At 60.1% G+C, this 14,813-nt stretch carries 12 protein-coding genes; 5 read left to right on the top strand and 7 right to left on the bottom strand.

Annotated elements, in window-relative coordinates:
• Nucleotides 1-15: 15 nt before the first annotated feature.
• Complete coding sequence (locus tag CFBP4996_RS12625; protein ID WP_020810625.1) at nucleotides 16-471, top strand: cyclic nucleotide-binding domain-containing protein; 456 nt, start codon at nucleotides 16-18, stop codon at nucleotides 469-471.
• 18 nt (nucleotides 472-489) lie between these two features.
• Here CFBP4996_RS12625 and CFBP4996_RS12620 read toward each other — a convergent pair whose 3' ends face one another.
• The 6 genes from CFBP4996_RS12620 to tesB form a co-directional block, all read right to left on the bottom strand.
• Nucleotides 490-1,293 carry an exodeoxyribonuclease III gene (locus CFBP4996_RS12620; RefSeq protein WP_080852966.1) on the bottom strand — a complete coding sequence of 268 codons (804 nt, stop codon included), beginning with the start codon at nucleotides 1,291-1,293 and terminating at the stop codon, nucleotides 490-492.
• A 162-nt stretch (nucleotides 1,294-1,455) separates the two neighbouring features.
• On the bottom strand, nucleotides 1,456-2,181 hold the full coding sequence (locus CFBP4996_RS12615) for an outer membrane lipoprotein carrier protein LolA (protein ID WP_162936003.1): 726 nt from the start codon (nucleotides 2,179-2,181) through the stop codon (nucleotides 1,456-1,458).
• Between the two features lie 50 nt (nucleotides 2,182-2,231).
• On the bottom strand, nucleotides 2,232-4,898 hold the full coding sequence (locus CFBP4996_RS12610; RefSeq protein WP_162935961.1) for a DNA translocase FtsK: 2,667 nt from the start codon (nucleotides 4,896-4,898) through the stop codon (nucleotides 2,232-2,234).
• 214 nt (nucleotides 4,899-5,112) lie between these two features.
• Nucleotides 5,113-6,459 carry an ammonium transporter gene (locus CFBP4996_RS12605; protein ID WP_121490287.1) on the bottom strand — a complete coding sequence of 449 codons (1,347 nt, stop codon included), beginning with the start codon at nucleotides 6,457-6,459 and terminating at the stop codon, nucleotides 5,113-5,115.
• Nucleotides 6,460-6,488: 29 nt separating this feature from the next.
• Entirely contained in the window at nucleotides 6,489-6,839 is a 351-nt protein-coding gene (locus CFBP4996_RS12600; RefSeq protein WP_004444057.1) for a P-II family nitrogen regulator, read from the bottom strand.
• 212 nt (nucleotides 6,840-7,051) lie between these two features.
• Nucleotides 7,052-7,936, bottom strand: coding sequence for an acyl-CoA thioesterase II (tesB, locus tag CFBP4996_RS12595; protein WP_080852969.1), 885 nt, complete (start codon nucleotides 7,934-7,936; stop codon nucleotides 7,052-7,054).
• An 86-nt stretch (nucleotides 7,937-8,022) separates the two neighbouring features.
• Here tesB and CFBP4996_RS12590 point away from each other — a divergent pair, with 86 nt between their 5' ends.
• From CFBP4996_RS12590 to fdxA, 4 genes are all read left to right on the top strand, one after another.
• The gene (locus CFBP4996_RS12590; protein ID WP_233283511.1) at nucleotides 8,023-9,237 is read left to right on the top strand and encodes a ubiquinone biosynthesis hydroxylase; all 1,215 of its coding nucleotides are present in this window, start codon (nucleotides 8,023-8,025) and stop codon (nucleotides 9,235-9,237) included.
• A 458-nt stretch (nucleotides 9,238-9,695) separates the two neighbouring features.
• Nucleotides 9,696-12,776, top strand: a complete 3,081-nt coding sequence (locus CFBP4996_RS12585; RefSeq protein WP_080852970.1) for a helicase-related protein — start codon at nucleotides 9,696-9,698, stop codon at nucleotides 12,774-12,776.
• 4 nt (nucleotides 12,777-12,780) lie between these two features.
• A complete protein-coding gene (locus tag CFBP4996_RS12580) occupies nucleotides 12,781-13,197 on the top strand; it encodes an RNA-binding S4 domain-containing protein (RefSeq protein WP_080852971.1) in 417 nt (138 codons plus the stop codon).
• Between the two features lie 158 nt (nucleotides 13,198-13,355).
• Nucleotides 13,356-13,694 carry a ferredoxin FdxA gene (gene fdxA / locus CFBP4996_RS12575; RefSeq protein ID WP_003520294.1) on the top strand — a complete coding sequence of 113 codons (339 nt, stop codon included), beginning with the start codon at nucleotides 13,356-13,358 and terminating at the stop codon, nucleotides 13,692-13,694.
• Between the two features lie 74 nt (nucleotides 13,695-13,768).
• Here the strand turns inward: fdxA and holA are convergent, their stop codons facing one another.
• A complete protein-coding gene (gene holA, locus CFBP4996_RS12570; protein ID WP_080852972.1) occupies nucleotides 13,769-14,806 on the bottom strand; it encodes a DNA polymerase III subunit delta in 1,038 nt (345 codons plus the stop codon).
• Nucleotides 14,807-14,813: the final 7 nt, after the last annotated feature.

The following is a 14,813-nucleotide window of genomic DNA, read 5'->3' as shown; positions in this document are numbered from 1 at the left end:
GGAGTAACGATCGACATGGCCTTGACGGACGATATCATGCTGCTGGGGCAAGTGCCGTTATTTGCTGGGTTCAGCGATGACCAGTTGCGGCTTATCGCCTTCGGTGCGGAGCGCCGCCGTGTATCGGCCGGGCAGACATTGTTCCGGGAACACTCACCGGCCGAATGCGCTTTTGCGGTGACGGCTGGCCATTTCGAGCTTTTCACGGCCGGGCGGGATGGCAAGCCCGTGCTGCAGGCGACGCCGGGCAAGGGGGCGCTGCTTTCGGAGCTTGCGCTTTTCACGCTCTGCGAACGGAAGTTTACTGCCGTGGCAGCGGAGGATTCCGAAGTCATCCGCATAACGCGCATCCTCTTCCACCGGCTGGTGGAGGAGTTTCCGGAGGTTGCCGATATCGTATCGGCGCGTATTCGCGACAATATCGCGTCGCTGGCGGCGGGTGCGGCCCGTTTGCAGAACCGCTTCGTCTGACGCCAGAATTCCGCCTGTTCAGAACCGGAAATGGGCGGTGACGGGGACATGGTCGGATGGCCGGTTCCAGCCGCGGGCCTCGCGCAATATGTCGATTTTTTCGAGCGAGGAACCGAGATCCTGCGAAGACCAGATGTGGTCGAGGCGGCGGCCGCGATCAGCCGCTTCCCAGTCCTTGGCGCGGTAGCTCCACCAGGTATAGATCTTTTCCGTCTCCGGCACATTCAGGCGCATCAGGTCGAGCCAGTTGCCCTTCTTCATGATGTCAAGCATGCCTTCGGTTTCGACAGGCGTATGGCTGACGATCTTCAGAAGCTGCTTGTGCGACCAGACGTCATTTTCGAGCGGTGCGATGTTGAGATCGCCGACGAGAATGGACGATGTACCAGGCACGCCGTCGGCGCGCAGCGCCTTCATTTCGTCGATGAAATCCAGCTTGTGGCCGAATTTCGGATTGATCGAGCGATCCGGCTCGTCACCGCCTGCCGGCACATAAAAATTATGCAGCCGCACGCGGCGCGATCCGACCTCAAAAATCGCGGAAATGTGGCGTGCGTCGCCGATACCGCAATAGTCCTGTCGATGATCTTCGGTCAGCGGAATCTTCGAGGCAATGGCGACGCCGTGATAGCCCTTCTGGCCATGGATGATGACATGCTCATAACCGAGCGCCTTCAGCGGCTTCATCGGAAACTCGCCATTCGGGCATTTCGTTTCCTGCAGGCAAAGAATGTCGGGTTTGTAACGTACCAGAAACTGCTCAACGATCGGCATTCTGAGCCTGACCGAGTTGATGTTCCAGGTGGTTATCGAAAACGACATGCATGTGCTCCGCTTTTACTGCCGCGAACCGCTTGGCTCGTGACATGTTTCCGGGGCGCAGGCTTATAACATCGCGACGAAAACGGGAATGTATTTTAGCGGTAAAATGAAAAAGGCGACCGCAGGGCCGCCTTTTGAAGAGTTCCTTTGGGGCTTAAAGCCTCAGCCGCCTTTGCGAACTTCCTCGTAATTGATGTTGAAGACGCGTTCATCGAGGTTCACGCCGGTCTGGACGTTGAAGATCATGACGGTCGTGTCCTTGTTCTGGGCGTCGGTCGTGGTCCATTGCCGCAGATCGAAGGTCTTCGGATCGAACATCAGGGTAATGGTGGAATCGCCGAAGACGCTCTTGTCGCCCAGCACGATGGTGGTCAGGTCCGATTCTTCCTTGACGTTGCGGACCTTCTGATTGCCGAGATCGATCTTGTCGGACAGAAGCAGGCTGAGCGGCGTCTTGGAGAGCGGATAAAGATCCCAGGTCTTGAGCTTCATATTGCCGATGACGACGTTCTTGCCGTCGGCGATGACCCGCATGGGCGAGGGGTCTTCATAATTGAAGCGGAGTTTGCCGGGGCGTTCGATGTAGAACTTGCCGCCGGTCTGTTCACCGCGCGGGCCGAACTGGACGAATTCCCCCATCATGGTTTTGACCGACGAGAAGTGATTGGCGATTTTCTGCGCTGTCGCCGTGTTGCCGGCCGCTTGGGCAAAGGCGTCAAGCGGCGACAGGCCGGCCATGATTGCGGCCATGGAAAATGCCTTCAGCACGCCACGACGCGTCACGCCGTTTTGCGGTGTGTTTGCGTTGGCCGTTTCGCCGGTGGTGAGGTCGTTCATTCTATTCTCCTTCATCGCAGCGATTGTCCGCATAAAAGGCGGCGGCTTCATGACGTTGAAAGCGTGCAATAACGCTTCTTCGCCCCGCTTGGTTGCGGACGTTACCGCTCGATGATGTCTGCTTCCGTCGGTACGAGTATTTCGCGTTTTCCGGCGTGGTTGGCGGGGCCGATAATGCCCTCCTGCTCCATGCGCTCGATCAGCGAGGCGGCGCGGTTGTAGCCGATGCCGAGACGCCGCTGCACATAGGAGGTGGAGGCTTTGCCATCGCGAAGCACGACGGCCACGGCCTGATCGTAAGGGTCCTCGGAATCGGAGAAACTGCCGGCGCCGGCCGGGCCGACGCCATTGCCCTCCTCGTCGTCTTCCTCGGTAATCGCTTCCAGATATTCCGGTGCGCCCTGTGTCTTCAGATAGGCGACGATTTCTTCCACCTCGTTGTCGGAGACGAAAGGACCGTGCACGCGCTGGATGCGCCCGCCGCCTGCCATATAGAGCATGTCGCCCATGCCGAGCAGCTGCTCGGCGCCCTGCTCTCCAAGGATGGTGCGGCTGTCGATCTTCGACGTCACCTGGAAGGAGATGCGGGTCGGGAAGTTTGCCTTGATCGTGCCGGTGATGACGTCGACGGAGGGGCGCTGGGTCGCCATGATGACATGGATGCCGGCGGCGCGCGCCATCTGCGCCAGGCGTTGCACCGCGCCTTCGATGTCCTTGCCGGCGACCATCATCAGGTCGGCCATCTCGTCGATGATGACGACGATATAGGGCAGGGGCTTCAGATCGAATTCTTCCGTCTCGTAGATCGCCTCGCCGGTCTGGCGGTCGAAGCCGGTCTGCACCGTGCGGGTGAGTATCTCACCCTTGTCCAGCGCCTGCTGCACGCGGCTGTTGAAGCCGTCGATATTGCGCACGCCGATCTTCGACATCTTCTTGTAGCGCTCTTCCATCTCGCGCACCGTCCACTTCAGCGCCACGACGGCCTTTTTCGGATCGGTAACGACGGGAGAGAGCAGATGCGGAATGCCGTCATAGATCGACAGTTCGAGCATTTTCGGGTCGATCATGATCAGGCGGCACTGTTCCGGCGACATGCGGTAAAGCAGCGACAGGATCATGGTGTTGATGGCGACCGACTTGCCCGAACCGGTGGTGCCGGCAACGAGAAGATGTGGCATCTTGGCGAGATCGGCGATGACAGGTTCGCCGCCGATGGTCTTGCCGAGCGCCATGGCGAGTTTGGCCTTGCTGTTTTCGAAATCGCGGCTGCCGATCAGTTCCCGGAGGAACACGGTTTCGCGCGTATGGTTCGGCAGTTCGATGCCGATGGCATTGCGGCCGGGAACGACGGCGACACGGGCGGCGATCGCGCTCATGGAGCGGGCGATGTCATCGGCAAGGCCGATGACACGCGAGGATTTGATGCCGGGTGCCGGTTCCAGTTCGTAGAGCGTGACGACCGGGCCGGGGCGGACATGAATGATTTCGCCCTTGACGCCGAAATCCTCAAGAACGCCTTCCAGAAGGCGGGCGTTCTGTTCCAGCACTTCCTCGCTCAGCATATTGTCGCGAACGACATTCTTCGGCTCCGCCAGAAGATGGACTGTGGGTAGCTGGAAACCGTCTGCGGCGATGAAAGAGGCCTGCGCCTCCCTTGCCACGCGCTCGCTGGGCTTCGGGCGCGCGGAAGGGGCGGTTATTCTCGGCTGCCCGCGTCCCGGCGCCTGTCGGGCCGTGAATTTCTGGTCGGACTCGTCGTCGGAGAGAATGCCGTTCGGCAGCCGGCGTCCATCCGCGTCGAAGGGTTGTTCGTCATCCATGTCCTCGTCATGATCGAGCGCGATGGAGGGAGGTGACATCTGGCGACGCGATGCGGCGCGTTCTTCGAAAGACGGCTCTGCGCGCTGGTCGAGACGGTTGATCGCGGTCTTGAGGCGCGACGGTTCGTTCAGCGTGCCGAATTCATATTCGTTGAAGTCGTAAGGATGTTCGAATTCATCGTGCAGGGATTTAGACTTCAGGCCGAACAGGCGGCGGAAGCGCGCCTGGGTGATGTACCAGTAATGCGCCAGTGCGCCGAAGGCGAGCATATTGGCGAAGAAACCCTCGCCGTCGTCTTCATCATCCTCTTCGGCCTCACGGGCGGCGCGGGCCTTGCTGGTGGCGACGGGAGCGGCCTCTTCGCGTTCCAGCTCGTCATCCAGACCGCCAACGACACCGGCGGCAAACAGCATCAGCCATGCGGCAGGCGCCGCAAATATCACACCCAGTACCGTGGCAATCGTGCCGGTGGGGTAAGCGCCGATGAAAAGGGCGGGAAAGCGCAGGATCATGTCACCGATGACGCCGCCGATGCCGTTCGGCAGCGGCCATGTCACGGGGGCCGGAAAACAGCCGAGCGAGGCGGCGCAGACGATGGCGCCTGCGACCCAGGCCACGAGGCGAACGGGTATGCGGTGGAATTTGCGGCCGGCGATCAGCGCGATCGCCCAGGCGATGACGGGCAGGAGCGAGATGATTGCGGAAAGCCCGAGGAACTGCATCACGATATCGGCGAAAATTGCACCGCCGTAGCCCAGAAGATTGGTGGGCTGGTTTCCTGTCGCGTAGGAGAGGCTCGGATCCGCGACATTCCACGTCGCGAGCGCGGCGATGCCCAGTGCAATCGTGGCCAGCAGAGCGAAACCGGCGAGAGCCATGATCTGACGCACGAAAAACGCCGTCAACACGAAGCGCGTGTGACGACCATCGAATGTCGGAGAATGCATTCTGCCCATGTCCCTGAACCCGTCGTTTTATGGTTTCGGCAAGATCCGGCAGGAGACCTGATCCCGGATTGACAGGGAAAACTAACCGCTTGCTGGTTAATGTCGTGTTAACCATGCGGTTTTTTGAAGCGCTTCGGATTTACGGCAAAGAAAAAGGCCCGCCGGAGCGGGCCTTCTTTTGGGAGAGGGGATGGAGAACCCCTTTTCCCGGATATCAGGAATGGTAGGCGGCTTCGCCGTGGGTTGCGAGGTCGAGACCTTCGCGTTCGGCTTCGACCGGAACCCGCAGACCGACGATCACGTCGACGATCTTGTAGAGGATCGCGGAGACGATGGCGCACCAGACGATGGTGATGGCGACGGCGACGAACTGCGTCCAGAGCTGCGAGGCGATGGAGAAGTCTTCCTTGCCCGTGCCGCCAAGCAGCGGCGAGGTGAAGATGCCGGTGCCGAGAGCGCCGATGATGCCGCCAATGCCGTGGACGCCGAAGACGTCGGCAGTGTCGTCATAACCGAACTTGTTCTTCACCACGGAGACGAAGAAGTAGCAGATCGGCGAGACGATGAGGCCGAGAACGATGGCGCCCATAGGGCCGACGGAGCCGGCGGCGGGGGTGACGGCGACGAGACCGGCGATCATGCCCGAAGCGGCGCCCAGCATGGAGGCCTTGCCGCGGGTGAAGCTTTCAACCAGCGACCAGGAAACGATGGCGGCTGCGGTTGCGAGGAAGGTGTTCATGGTTGCGAGAACCGCACCGCCCGATGCTTCGAGGTTGGAACCGGCGTTGAAGCCGAACCAGCCGAACCACAGCATGGCTGCACCGACGAGGGTCAGCGTCATCGAATGAGGGGCCATCATGTCCTTGCCGAAGCCGGTACGCTTGCCGACCATGATCGCGCCGATCAGGCCTGCGATACCGGCATTGATGTGAACCACGGTGCCGCCGGCGAAGTCGAGAGCGCCCATGCCGAAAATCAGGCCGTTTGCATCCCAGACCATGTGAGCGATCGGGAAATAGACGAAGGTGGCCCAAAGGATGGTGAAGAGGATGACGGCGGAGAATTTGACGCGTTCTGCGAAGGCGCCGATAATCAGCGCCGGCGTGATGGCCGCGAAGGTCATCTGGAAGGCGATGAAGGTGTATTCGTAGATCACGACGCCCTCAGAGAAGGTTGCCGAGGTGCTGTCAAGCGAAACGCCAGACAGGAACAGCTTGCCGAAACCGCCGAAATAAGGGCCGGTGCCGCCGCCAAAGGCGAAGGAGTAACCGTAGATTACCCAGACGAGCATCATGACTGCGCCGACGACCGTGCACTGCATGAGAACGGAGAGCATGTTCTTGGTGCGGACGAGACCGCCGTAAAACAGGGCGAGGCCCGGAATGATCATGAAAAGCACGAGGATCGTCGCGACATACATGAATGCGGTGTCGGCCTTTTCCGGAACGGGCGCTGCGGCTGCTGCCGGCGCGGCATCCTGGGCAAAGGCGATGGCCGGAGCCATCAGGGCCGCCGCTGCGCCGCCCAGCTTGCCGAGCGTTGAAAACTTGTTGAGTTGCATAGCTAGAAAACTCCCCTGTCAGCCGTGCTTCAAAGCGCTTCTGTGTTGGTTTCGCCGGTACGGATGCGCACGGCCTGTTCGATAGAGTAGACGAAGATCTTGCCGTCACCGATCTGCCCGGTCTTTGCCGCAGACGCGATCGCTTCGACAGCCTTGTCAACGACGTCGGATGGAACTGCGATCTCGATCTTCAGCTTGGGAAGGAAGCTCACCGCATATTCCGTGCCGCGATAAATCTCGGTATGCCCCTTCTGGCGTCCGTAACCCTTTACCTCGGTCACGGTCAGGCCCTGGATGCCGACGCCGGTGAGCGCTTCGCGCACTTCATCCAGCTTGAACGGCTTGATAATGGCCATCACAATTTTCATCTGGTTTCCCATCCTTTGTTTTGTCCTCGGCACGGAGCCGACTCTCCTGCCGCTGGCAGATCAGTAACAGCGACTGCGGACATACATTCAAAGGGCGTGCCAGTTTTGAGTGTGTATCTAACGTATTGAAATATAAAACTTATATGAAAGGCGTCTGAAAAAGGGGAATTTGTCGCCAAAATTTGCGTCTATTAAATGTGCGATTTTCAGAAAAAGCACATTATTTAATCATTTGCCCTTTTGCGGATCAAACCCTCCTGCGCTACGGAGGCGACCAGTTCACCCTGTCTGGTGAAAATATTGCCACGGGTCAAACCGCGTGCGCCGGAAGCGCTGGGGCTGTCCTGTGTGTAAAGCAGCCAGTCGTCCAGCCGGCAGGGGCGGTGGAACCACATGGCGTGGTCGAGGCTCGCCACCTGAATGGACGGATCGAAGATGGTCGTGCCATGGGCGTAGAGCGAGGTGTCGAGCAGGGTCATATCCGACAGATAGGCGAGAATGGCCGATTGCAGGCGCGGATCATCGGGCACATCGCCGACGGCGCGGACCCAGATATCCTGCTGCGGTTCGAGTTTTTCCTTGGAGATGTAGTGGGTCAGCGATACCGGCCGTATCTCTATCGGCCGCTTGTTGCTCCAGTATTTGCGGATAGAAGCGGGCGCCTTTGCAAGAAAGGCTGCCTGCATCTGCTCCTCGCTCATCAGTTTTTCAGGCGGCGTCACGTCAGGCATTTTGATCTGATGGTCGAAACCATCCTCGAAAATCTGAAACGAGGCCGACATGGAAAAAATGGCCTTGCCATGCTGGATGGCGACCACCCGGCGTGTGCAGAAGCTCGCGCCGTCGCGGATGCGTTCCACCTGGTAGACGATAGGCACCAGCGGATCGCCGGGGCGCATGAAATAGGCATGCAGCGAATGCACGAAACGGTCGTTATCCACGGTCCTCTGCGCGGCGATCAGGGCCTGCGCGATGACTTGGCCGCCGAAAACCCGCTGCCAGCCGATCTGCGGGCTTTCGCCCCGGAACAGGTTCTCTTCCAGCTTCTCAAGATCGAGTGTGGCGATGAGATTGGCCATCGGGTCTGACGTTTGCGAGGGATGCGACATTTTTTCGGCCTGCTCCGGCTGTAGGAAGACGTCACATGGTCTATAGTGCGCCGATGATGCGTGCACAAGATTTGAGGAGAAGCGCGATGCTGGACGTAGTGGTGGCAGGCGGCGGATATGTCGGTCTTTCCGTTGCTGTCGCAATCAAGCAGGCGGCCCCGCATCTTGATGTGCAGGTGGTTGAGGCCTCTCCCGAGGATGTCTGGGCGAAGGACGTTCGCGCGTCCGCCATTATTGCGGCAGCCACCCGGATGCTCGATGTTTTCGGCATATGGAACGAAATCGAGCCGGAAGCGCAACCGATACACAAGATGATCGTCACCGATTCGAAGACCGCCGATCCGGTGCGTCCCGTGTTCCTGACGTTCGACGGCGCCGTGGAAGAAGGCAGGCCGTTTGCCCATATGGTTCCGAACGTCGCTCTGGTGGGCGCATTGCGAGGCCTGTGCGAGCGTCTTGGCATAAAAATCCGTCACGGTCTCAGTGTTTCCGATTTTACCGCGGGTCCCCAGTCGACGGCCATTAGCCTTTCCGACGGGTCGACGCTCGAAGCGCGATTGCTGATTGCCTGTGACGGCGTTCGCTCCGCGCTCAGGGACATGGCCGGTATCAAGACCGTGCACTGGGCTTACGATCAGTCCGGTATCGTGACGACCGTTGAACATGAGCGGCCGCATGAGGGCTGCGCCGAGGAGCATTTCCTGCCATCGGGCCCCTTCGCCATCCTGCCGCTGAAGGGAAATCGCTCTTCGCTCGTCTGGACCGAACGCACGGCCGATGCCGACAGGCTGGTAGCTTCCGATGATCTGGTGTTCGAGGAAGAACTGGAACGCCGGTTCGGTCACAAGCTAGGTCATCTTCGTCCGGTCGGTCCCCGCCGCGCCTTCCCATTGGGTCTGACGCTGGCGCGCTCTTTCGTTGCACCGCGTTTCGCGCTTGCGGGTGATGCGGCGCACGGCATTCACCCGATTTCCGGGCAGGGCCTCAATCTTGGCTTCAAGGACGTGGCGGCTCTCGCTGAAACCGTGGTCGAGGCCGACCGCCTCGGCCTCGATATCGGCTCACTCAACGTTCTGGAGCGTTACCAGTCCTGGCGGCGTTTCGACACGTTGCGGATGGGCGTGACGACGGATGTGCTGAACCGGCTTTTCTCCAACGATATTGGCCCTATCCGTATCATGCGTGATTTCGGTCTCGGCGTCGTGGATCGTTTGCCGGGTCTCAAATCCTATTTCATCGGTCAGGCCGCCGGCACGACGGATGCGAATGCGCCGCGTCTGCTTGCCGGCGAGGCGCTCTGATCCGACCCCTCATGTATGTTTCTGATCGGCTTTTCCGGGATTGCCGCTTGACAGCCGATTCCGGGATTTTCTGCCCGGCGGCTTTACCGTAAAGCCGAATCCGGCCAAGGACTTATCCGGATTCATAATCTGGTATGGTCTGCGCCCTGGCCAACCAGATATTGCGGAGAACAAAAGCTGAATCCCATCGAGTCAGCGATTCGTATTCGATTCGTTCGCAGACTGTTCCGCAGCCGAATCGATTTCATTTTCGCCGGATTCTTTTTGTTTGCTCAACTAGCTGAATCTGAACGGAAAATTACGTCGACAGGTCGCCCTGCGCCACTTTGCGGGTGAGGCCTATTGCCTTTGTCTGCGGGCGTTGCCATGTGTGGTGCGTGCGGCCCGTATCGGTGATGCCGGGCGGCACGGCAAGCAGATGAAGTCGATTCGCGGATAGTACGTTGAATTTTCGCCCCATGATCCTGAGCGGCCGCGGTGTCACGGCCGTTCTCGGCCCCACCAATACCGGCAAGACCCATTACGCGATCGAGCGGATGGTCGCGCATGGCAGCGGTGTCATTGGCCTGCCGCTGCGTCTTTTGGCGCGGGAGGTCTATACCCGTCTCGTTGAAAAGGTGGGTGCGCCGAATGTGGCGCTGATTACCGGCGAAGAAAAAATCGCGCCTCCCAAAGCCAAATATTCCGTCTGCACGGTGGAAGCCATGCCGCGCGAGACGACGGCCGCCTTCGTCGCGATCGACGAGGTGCAGCTGGCGGGCGATCTCGAACGCGGGCATATCTTCACCGACCGGGTGCTGCATCTGCGCGGGCGGGAGGAAACGCTGCTGCTCGGCGCCGGCACGATGCGCCCTATCCTCGAAAAGCTGCTGCCGGGAATTACCGTTGTGGAACGCCCGCGCCTGTCGCAGCTTTTTTATGCGGGTCAGAAGAAGATTACCCGCCTGCCGCAACGCACGGCGATTGTCGCCTTTTCCGCCGATGAGGTCTATGCCATCGCCGAGCTGGTGCGCCGCCAGCGCGGTGGTGCTGCCGTGGTGCTGGGCGCGCTTTCGCCGCGCACGCGCAATGCGCAGGTGGGGCTCTACCAGTCCGGCGATGTCGAATACCTTGTCGCGACGGACGCCATCGGCATGGGTCTCAACCTCGATGTCGACCATGTCGCCTTCGCGCAGGATCGCAAATTCGACGGCTATCAGTTCCGCAATCTCAATCCGGGCGAGATCGGCCAGATCGCCGGCCGCGCCGGCCGCCATCTTCGCGATGGCACATTCGGCGTGACGGGGCGTGTCGATCCGTTCGATGACGAGCTGGTGGAGCGGATCGAAACCCATCAGTTCGATGCGGTGAAGGTTCTGCAGTGGCGGACGAAAAATTTCGATTTTTCCTCCATCGCCAATCTGCGCCTGAGCCTCGATGCCGCGCCGGCGATCCAGGGACTTTCGCGCGCCCTGCCGGCAATCGACCAGCAGGCGCTGGAATATCTGTCGCGTTATCCCGAGATCATCGATGTGACGACGACCGATTCGCGGGTGGAAAAACTCTGGGAGGCGTGCGCGCTTCCAGACTATCGCCGCATTGCTCCTGCCCAGCATGCGGATCTGATCTCCACGCTCTATTTCGACCTCGTCAAACGCGGGGCGGTGAACGAGGATTTCATGGCCGAGCAGGTGCGTCGCGCCGACCGGACGGATGGAGAGATCGATACCTTGTCTGCGAGGATTGCGCAGATCAGAACATGGACTTATGTATCGAACCGCCCAGGATGGCTTGCCGATCCGACACACTGGCAAGAAAAGACTCGGGAAATCGAGGATCGATTGTCCGATGCGCTACATGAAAGGTTGACGAAACGCTTTGTTGATCGCAGGACATCTGTGCTCATGAGGCGCCTGAGAGAGAATGCGATGCTTGAAGCTGAAATCAGTGTAAATGGTGATGTCTTCGTAGAAGGTCATCACGTCGGCCAGTTGGCCGGGTTCCGGTTCACGCCGGTGCCGGGAATGGAAGGGCCGGATCAGAAGGCCGTGCAGGCTGCGGCGCAGAAGGCGCTTGCGCTCGAATTCGAGGCGCGTGCCGCGCGTCTGCATGCCAGTGGAAATGGCGATCTCGCTTTGAGCTCCGATGGTCTGGTTCGCTGGTTGGGCGAACCGGTTGCCCGCCTTTCGGCCGGCGACAACATCATGAAGCCACGGGTGATCCTGCTTGCCGACGAGCAGTTGAACGGCAATGCCCGTGATCACGCGCTGGCGCGCGTCGAGCGTTTCGTCAATCATCAGATTGCGACCGTGCTGAAGCCGCTGGACGATATTTCCCGCGCCGAAGACCTTCAGGGTCTGGCGAAGGGTCTGGCGTTCCAGCTCGTGGAAAATCTTGGCGTGCTGTTCCGCCGCGACGTTGCCGAAGACGTGAAGTCTCTCGATCAGGACGCGCGCGCCTCCATGCGGCGCTACGGCGTGCGTTTCGGCGCCTATCACGTTTTCCTGCCTGCGCTTCTCAAGCCCGCCCCGGCGGAGCTTGTGACGCTGCTCTGGGCTTTGAAGAATGACGGTCTCGGCAAGCCGGGTTACGGCGATCTCATTCCGGTGCTGGCCGCAGGCCGTACATCGGTCGTCACCGATGCCAGCTTCGAGCGCATGTTCTACAAGCTCGCCGGTTTCCGCTTCCTCGGGAAGCGCGCCGTGCGTATCGACATTCTCGAGCGTCTGGCCGATCTCATCCGCCCGTTGCTGCAGTGGAAGCCCGGTCAACAGCCGCGTCCGGAAGGCGCCTATGATGGCCGCCGTTTTACGACGACCACCGCCATGCTTTCCATTCTCGGCGCGACGCTTGACGACATGGAAGAAATTCTGAAGGGCCTCGGTTACCGCGCCGATCAGGTGACGGCGGAAGAGGCGCAGGCCTTCCTCGCCAGCTACGCCGGCGCGTCTGCTCCGGCTGCCGCGGAAGCGGCGACGGCTGAAGAGGAAAGCGTCGAGACCGAGGAACACGAGCCGGCTTCCGAAGAACAGGTGTCCGAGACGGCGGCTGTTGTCGAAGGCGAAGCTGTCGAGGCGCCGGTTGCGGAGGCTGCAAGCGAAGAGGCTGTCGCAGCCGAGGCTGCGCCGGAAAGCGCTGAGGCCGCCGAGCCCAAGCCCGTTCTTCTGTGGCGTCCGGGTGGTCGCAACGAAAATCAGCGTGGCGAAAACCGTCGTCCCGGCAATCGCGGTCAGGGCCGTGGTGAAGGAGCGCGCGAACAGGGCGAGCGTCGCGGTGAAGGCCGCCGCGACAATCGTGACGGTGCAAACCGCGAAGCTGCCAATCGCAGTGGCGACGGCGAGCGCAAGCGCGATGGCGGCCGTCCGGACCGTGGCAACAACCGCAACAATGATCGTCACGATCGCGGGGAGCGCAAGGATCGGCCGGAACGCAATGACCGTGGCGGAAAGCCGCAGGGTCAGCAGCGCTTCGAAGCCAAGCCGCCGCGCAAGGAAAAGCCGCTCGATCCGGATTCGCCTTTCGCAAAGCTCGCTGCTCTCAAGGAGCAACTGAAGAAGTAAGCCCATGGGAAGCAGCGAACAGCCACTGGAAAGCACGCGTCAGCGTCTGGACAAGTGGCTGTTCTTTGCCCGCATGGCCAAATCCCGTTCGCTCGCCCAGGGCTACATTCAGTCGGGCCACGTCAAGGTCAACGGCATTGCCATTCGCCAGTCCAGCCATGTGGTGAAGGCGGGCGACAGGCTGGAGATCGGCTTCGAGTGGATGGATAAGGTGCTTGTCGTCAAGTCCGGCGGAACACGGCGTGGACCCTATGAGGAAGCCAGACTTCTCTATGACGACGAGACGCCGCCACGGGAACCTTCCGACCTGCTGACACCCCTCGAGCAGGCGTTGCGCCAGCCGGGCAGCGGGCGTCCCACCAAAAAAGAGCGCAGGGCGCTCGACAGGTTTCTGTCTGACAGCGACGGAAGCAAAGATTAGAATAAACCTCCGGGTCGCACCCCTTTTTCAGAATTGTTTATCCTTGCTATCTGCAAGCAAAGGCATTACGTCACTTGCGAAATTGCCCTGTCTGAATTCCGGGCGACGGCTTGTGTTCCGAAGCCCACAGACCCGGCCTGCATATTCTGGAGTTCATCATGACATATGTCGTGACCGACAATTGCATCCGCTGCAAATATACCGATTGCGTTGAGGTCTGCCCCGTCGACTGCTTTTACGAGGGTGAAAATTTCCTCGCGATCAATCCCGATGAATGCATCGATTGCGGTGTCTGCGAACCGGAATGTCCCGCCGAAGCCATCAAGCCCGATACGGAGCCGGGTCTCGACAAATGGCTGAAGCTCAATGCCGAATATGCGGCAATCTGGCCTAATATCACGATCAAGCGCGACCCGATGCCGGAAGCCAAGGAAATGGACGGTGTCGAAGGCAAGCTCGAGCTTTATTTCTCCGCCGAGCCCGGACAGGGCGACTGAGTTTTACGGCCTGACGGCGAAACCATGATTTAAAAAGCCCTCGCAGCAGCAGCGCGAGGGCTTTTTGCTGGGCCTCATCCGCCGCGGCCGGATTGCAGCGTGGTCGACAGCAATGTCAGAAGGGCCACGCTTTCCTCCAGGCTTTGCCGCTGACGGCTTTGCAGGATAGCGGCCTGCAGGCGGTTCATCTCGCGTGCGATTGCCGCTGGCTGCCAGGTTCGCAGGGCTCGTTCGATGATGGGTTTTCTGCGGAAATGGATGTGGCGTCCAAGCGTCTGCATGACCTGACCGGCCTGCAGTTTTTTCTCATCCATTTCGGCCCGCATCTGGTCGAGTAACTGGAATTGCTTGAGGCACCCCTGGAGCACAAGAAAGATCGGGGTCTTTGAAGAGACGATCTTCTGCGTCGCGTGGAAAAAGGCGTTTCTGTCGCCTTTCAGAATGGCGTCGACGGCATCGTCTGCGGAAACCGTGCTGGCGTCTCCGATGATCGCCAGCACATCGTCTTCCTCGACCAAGTCGGCCCCACGGCAATAGAGTGCCAGCTTGCGGATTTCGTTGCGCGAGGCGATGCGGTCACCACCCAGGGATTCGATTAGCCTCTGTCTTGCGGCTGGCGCGATGCGCAGATTATCGGCGGAGAGTTCCTGATCGATCAATGCGTTCAATGAGCGCGCATCGTCGGCATAACAGGGAATCGCAGCGATGGAGCGTGCCGGTTCTGCGATCTTGCGCAGTCCCGTACCCTTCTTGATGTCGCCTGCTTCGATGATGAGGAAGCTCGCTTCCGGCGGTGTCTCGGCAAGAATCTGGAGCGCATCCACCAGCGCCTTTTCGGCCGAAGCACTTTTGATCCAGACGAGTTTTTCGCCGCCGAAAAGGCCGATGGCATTCACCTCGTCGAGCAGACGGCCGGGGTCGCCCTGCAGATCGGATGCGGTCAGTTTCAGCGATGCGAAAGCGTCATCGGGATCGATACCGGTCTTTTTGGCGATGACGCCTGCGCGTTCCGACACGAGACCGCGATCCGGGCCGTAGAGCACGAAAATGCGAAAGCGCTCCGCCGGATTTTCGGCGAAGCGCTCAAATTCATGGGATTTTATCTCCGTCACGGCCGCC

Origin of the sequence: Agrobacterium leguminum (genome assembly GCF_005144435.2) — a bacterium.
GTDB lineage: Bacteria > Pseudomonadota > Alphaproteobacteria > Rhizobiales > Rhizobiaceae > Agrobacterium > Agrobacterium leguminum.
The sequence above is the reverse complement of the archived record's forward strand: the minus strand, read 5'-3'. Positions and strand labels throughout refer to the sequence as shown.

Excerpts from the sequence above, each read along its gene's own strand:
- CFBP4996_RS12590 (WP_233283511.1), top strand. The coding sequence starts at position 8,023 with ATGCTGGACGTAGTGGTGGCAGGCGGCGGATATGTCGGTCTTTCCGTT.
- CFBP4996_RS12610 (WP_162935961.1), bottom strand. The coding sequence starts at position 4,898 with ATGCATTCTCCGACATTCGATGGTCGTCACACGCGCTTCGTGTTGACG.
- CFBP4996_RS12605 (WP_121490287.1), bottom strand. The coding sequence starts at position 6,459 with ATGCAACTCAACAAGTTTTCAACGCTCGGCAAGCTGGGCGGCGCAGCG.
- CFBP4996_RS12625 (WP_020810625.1), top strand. The coding sequence starts at position 16 with ATGGCCTTGACGGACGATATCATGCTGCTGGGGCAAGTGCCGTTATTT.
- CFBP4996_RS12620 (WP_080852966.1), bottom strand. The coding sequence starts at position 1,293 with ATGTCGTTTTCGATAACCACCTGGAACATCAACTCGGTCAGGCTCAGA.
- fdxA (WP_003520294.1), top strand. The coding sequence starts at position 13,356 with ATGACATATGTCGTGACCGACAATTGCATCCGCTGCAAATATACCGAT.
- CFBP4996_RS12580 (WP_080852971.1), top strand. The coding sequence starts at position 12,781 with ATGGGAAGCAGCGAACAGCCACTGGAAAGCACGCGTCAGCGTCTGGAC.
- CFBP4996_RS12585 (WP_080852970.1), top strand. The coding sequence starts at position 9,696 with ATGATCCTGAGCGGCCGCGGTGTCACGGCCGTTCTCGGCCCCACCAAT.
- CFBP4996_RS12615 (WP_162936003.1), bottom strand. The coding sequence starts at position 2,181 with ATGAAGCCGCCGCCTTTTATGCGGACAATCGCTGCGATGAAGGAGAAT.
- CFBP4996_RS12600 (WP_004444057.1), bottom strand. The coding sequence starts at position 6,839 with ATGGGAAACCAGATGAAAATTGTGATGGCCATTATCAAGCCGTTCAAG.
- tesB (WP_080852969.1), bottom strand. The coding sequence starts at position 7,936 with ATGTCGCATCCCTCGCAAACGTCAGACCCGATGGCCAATCTCATCGCC.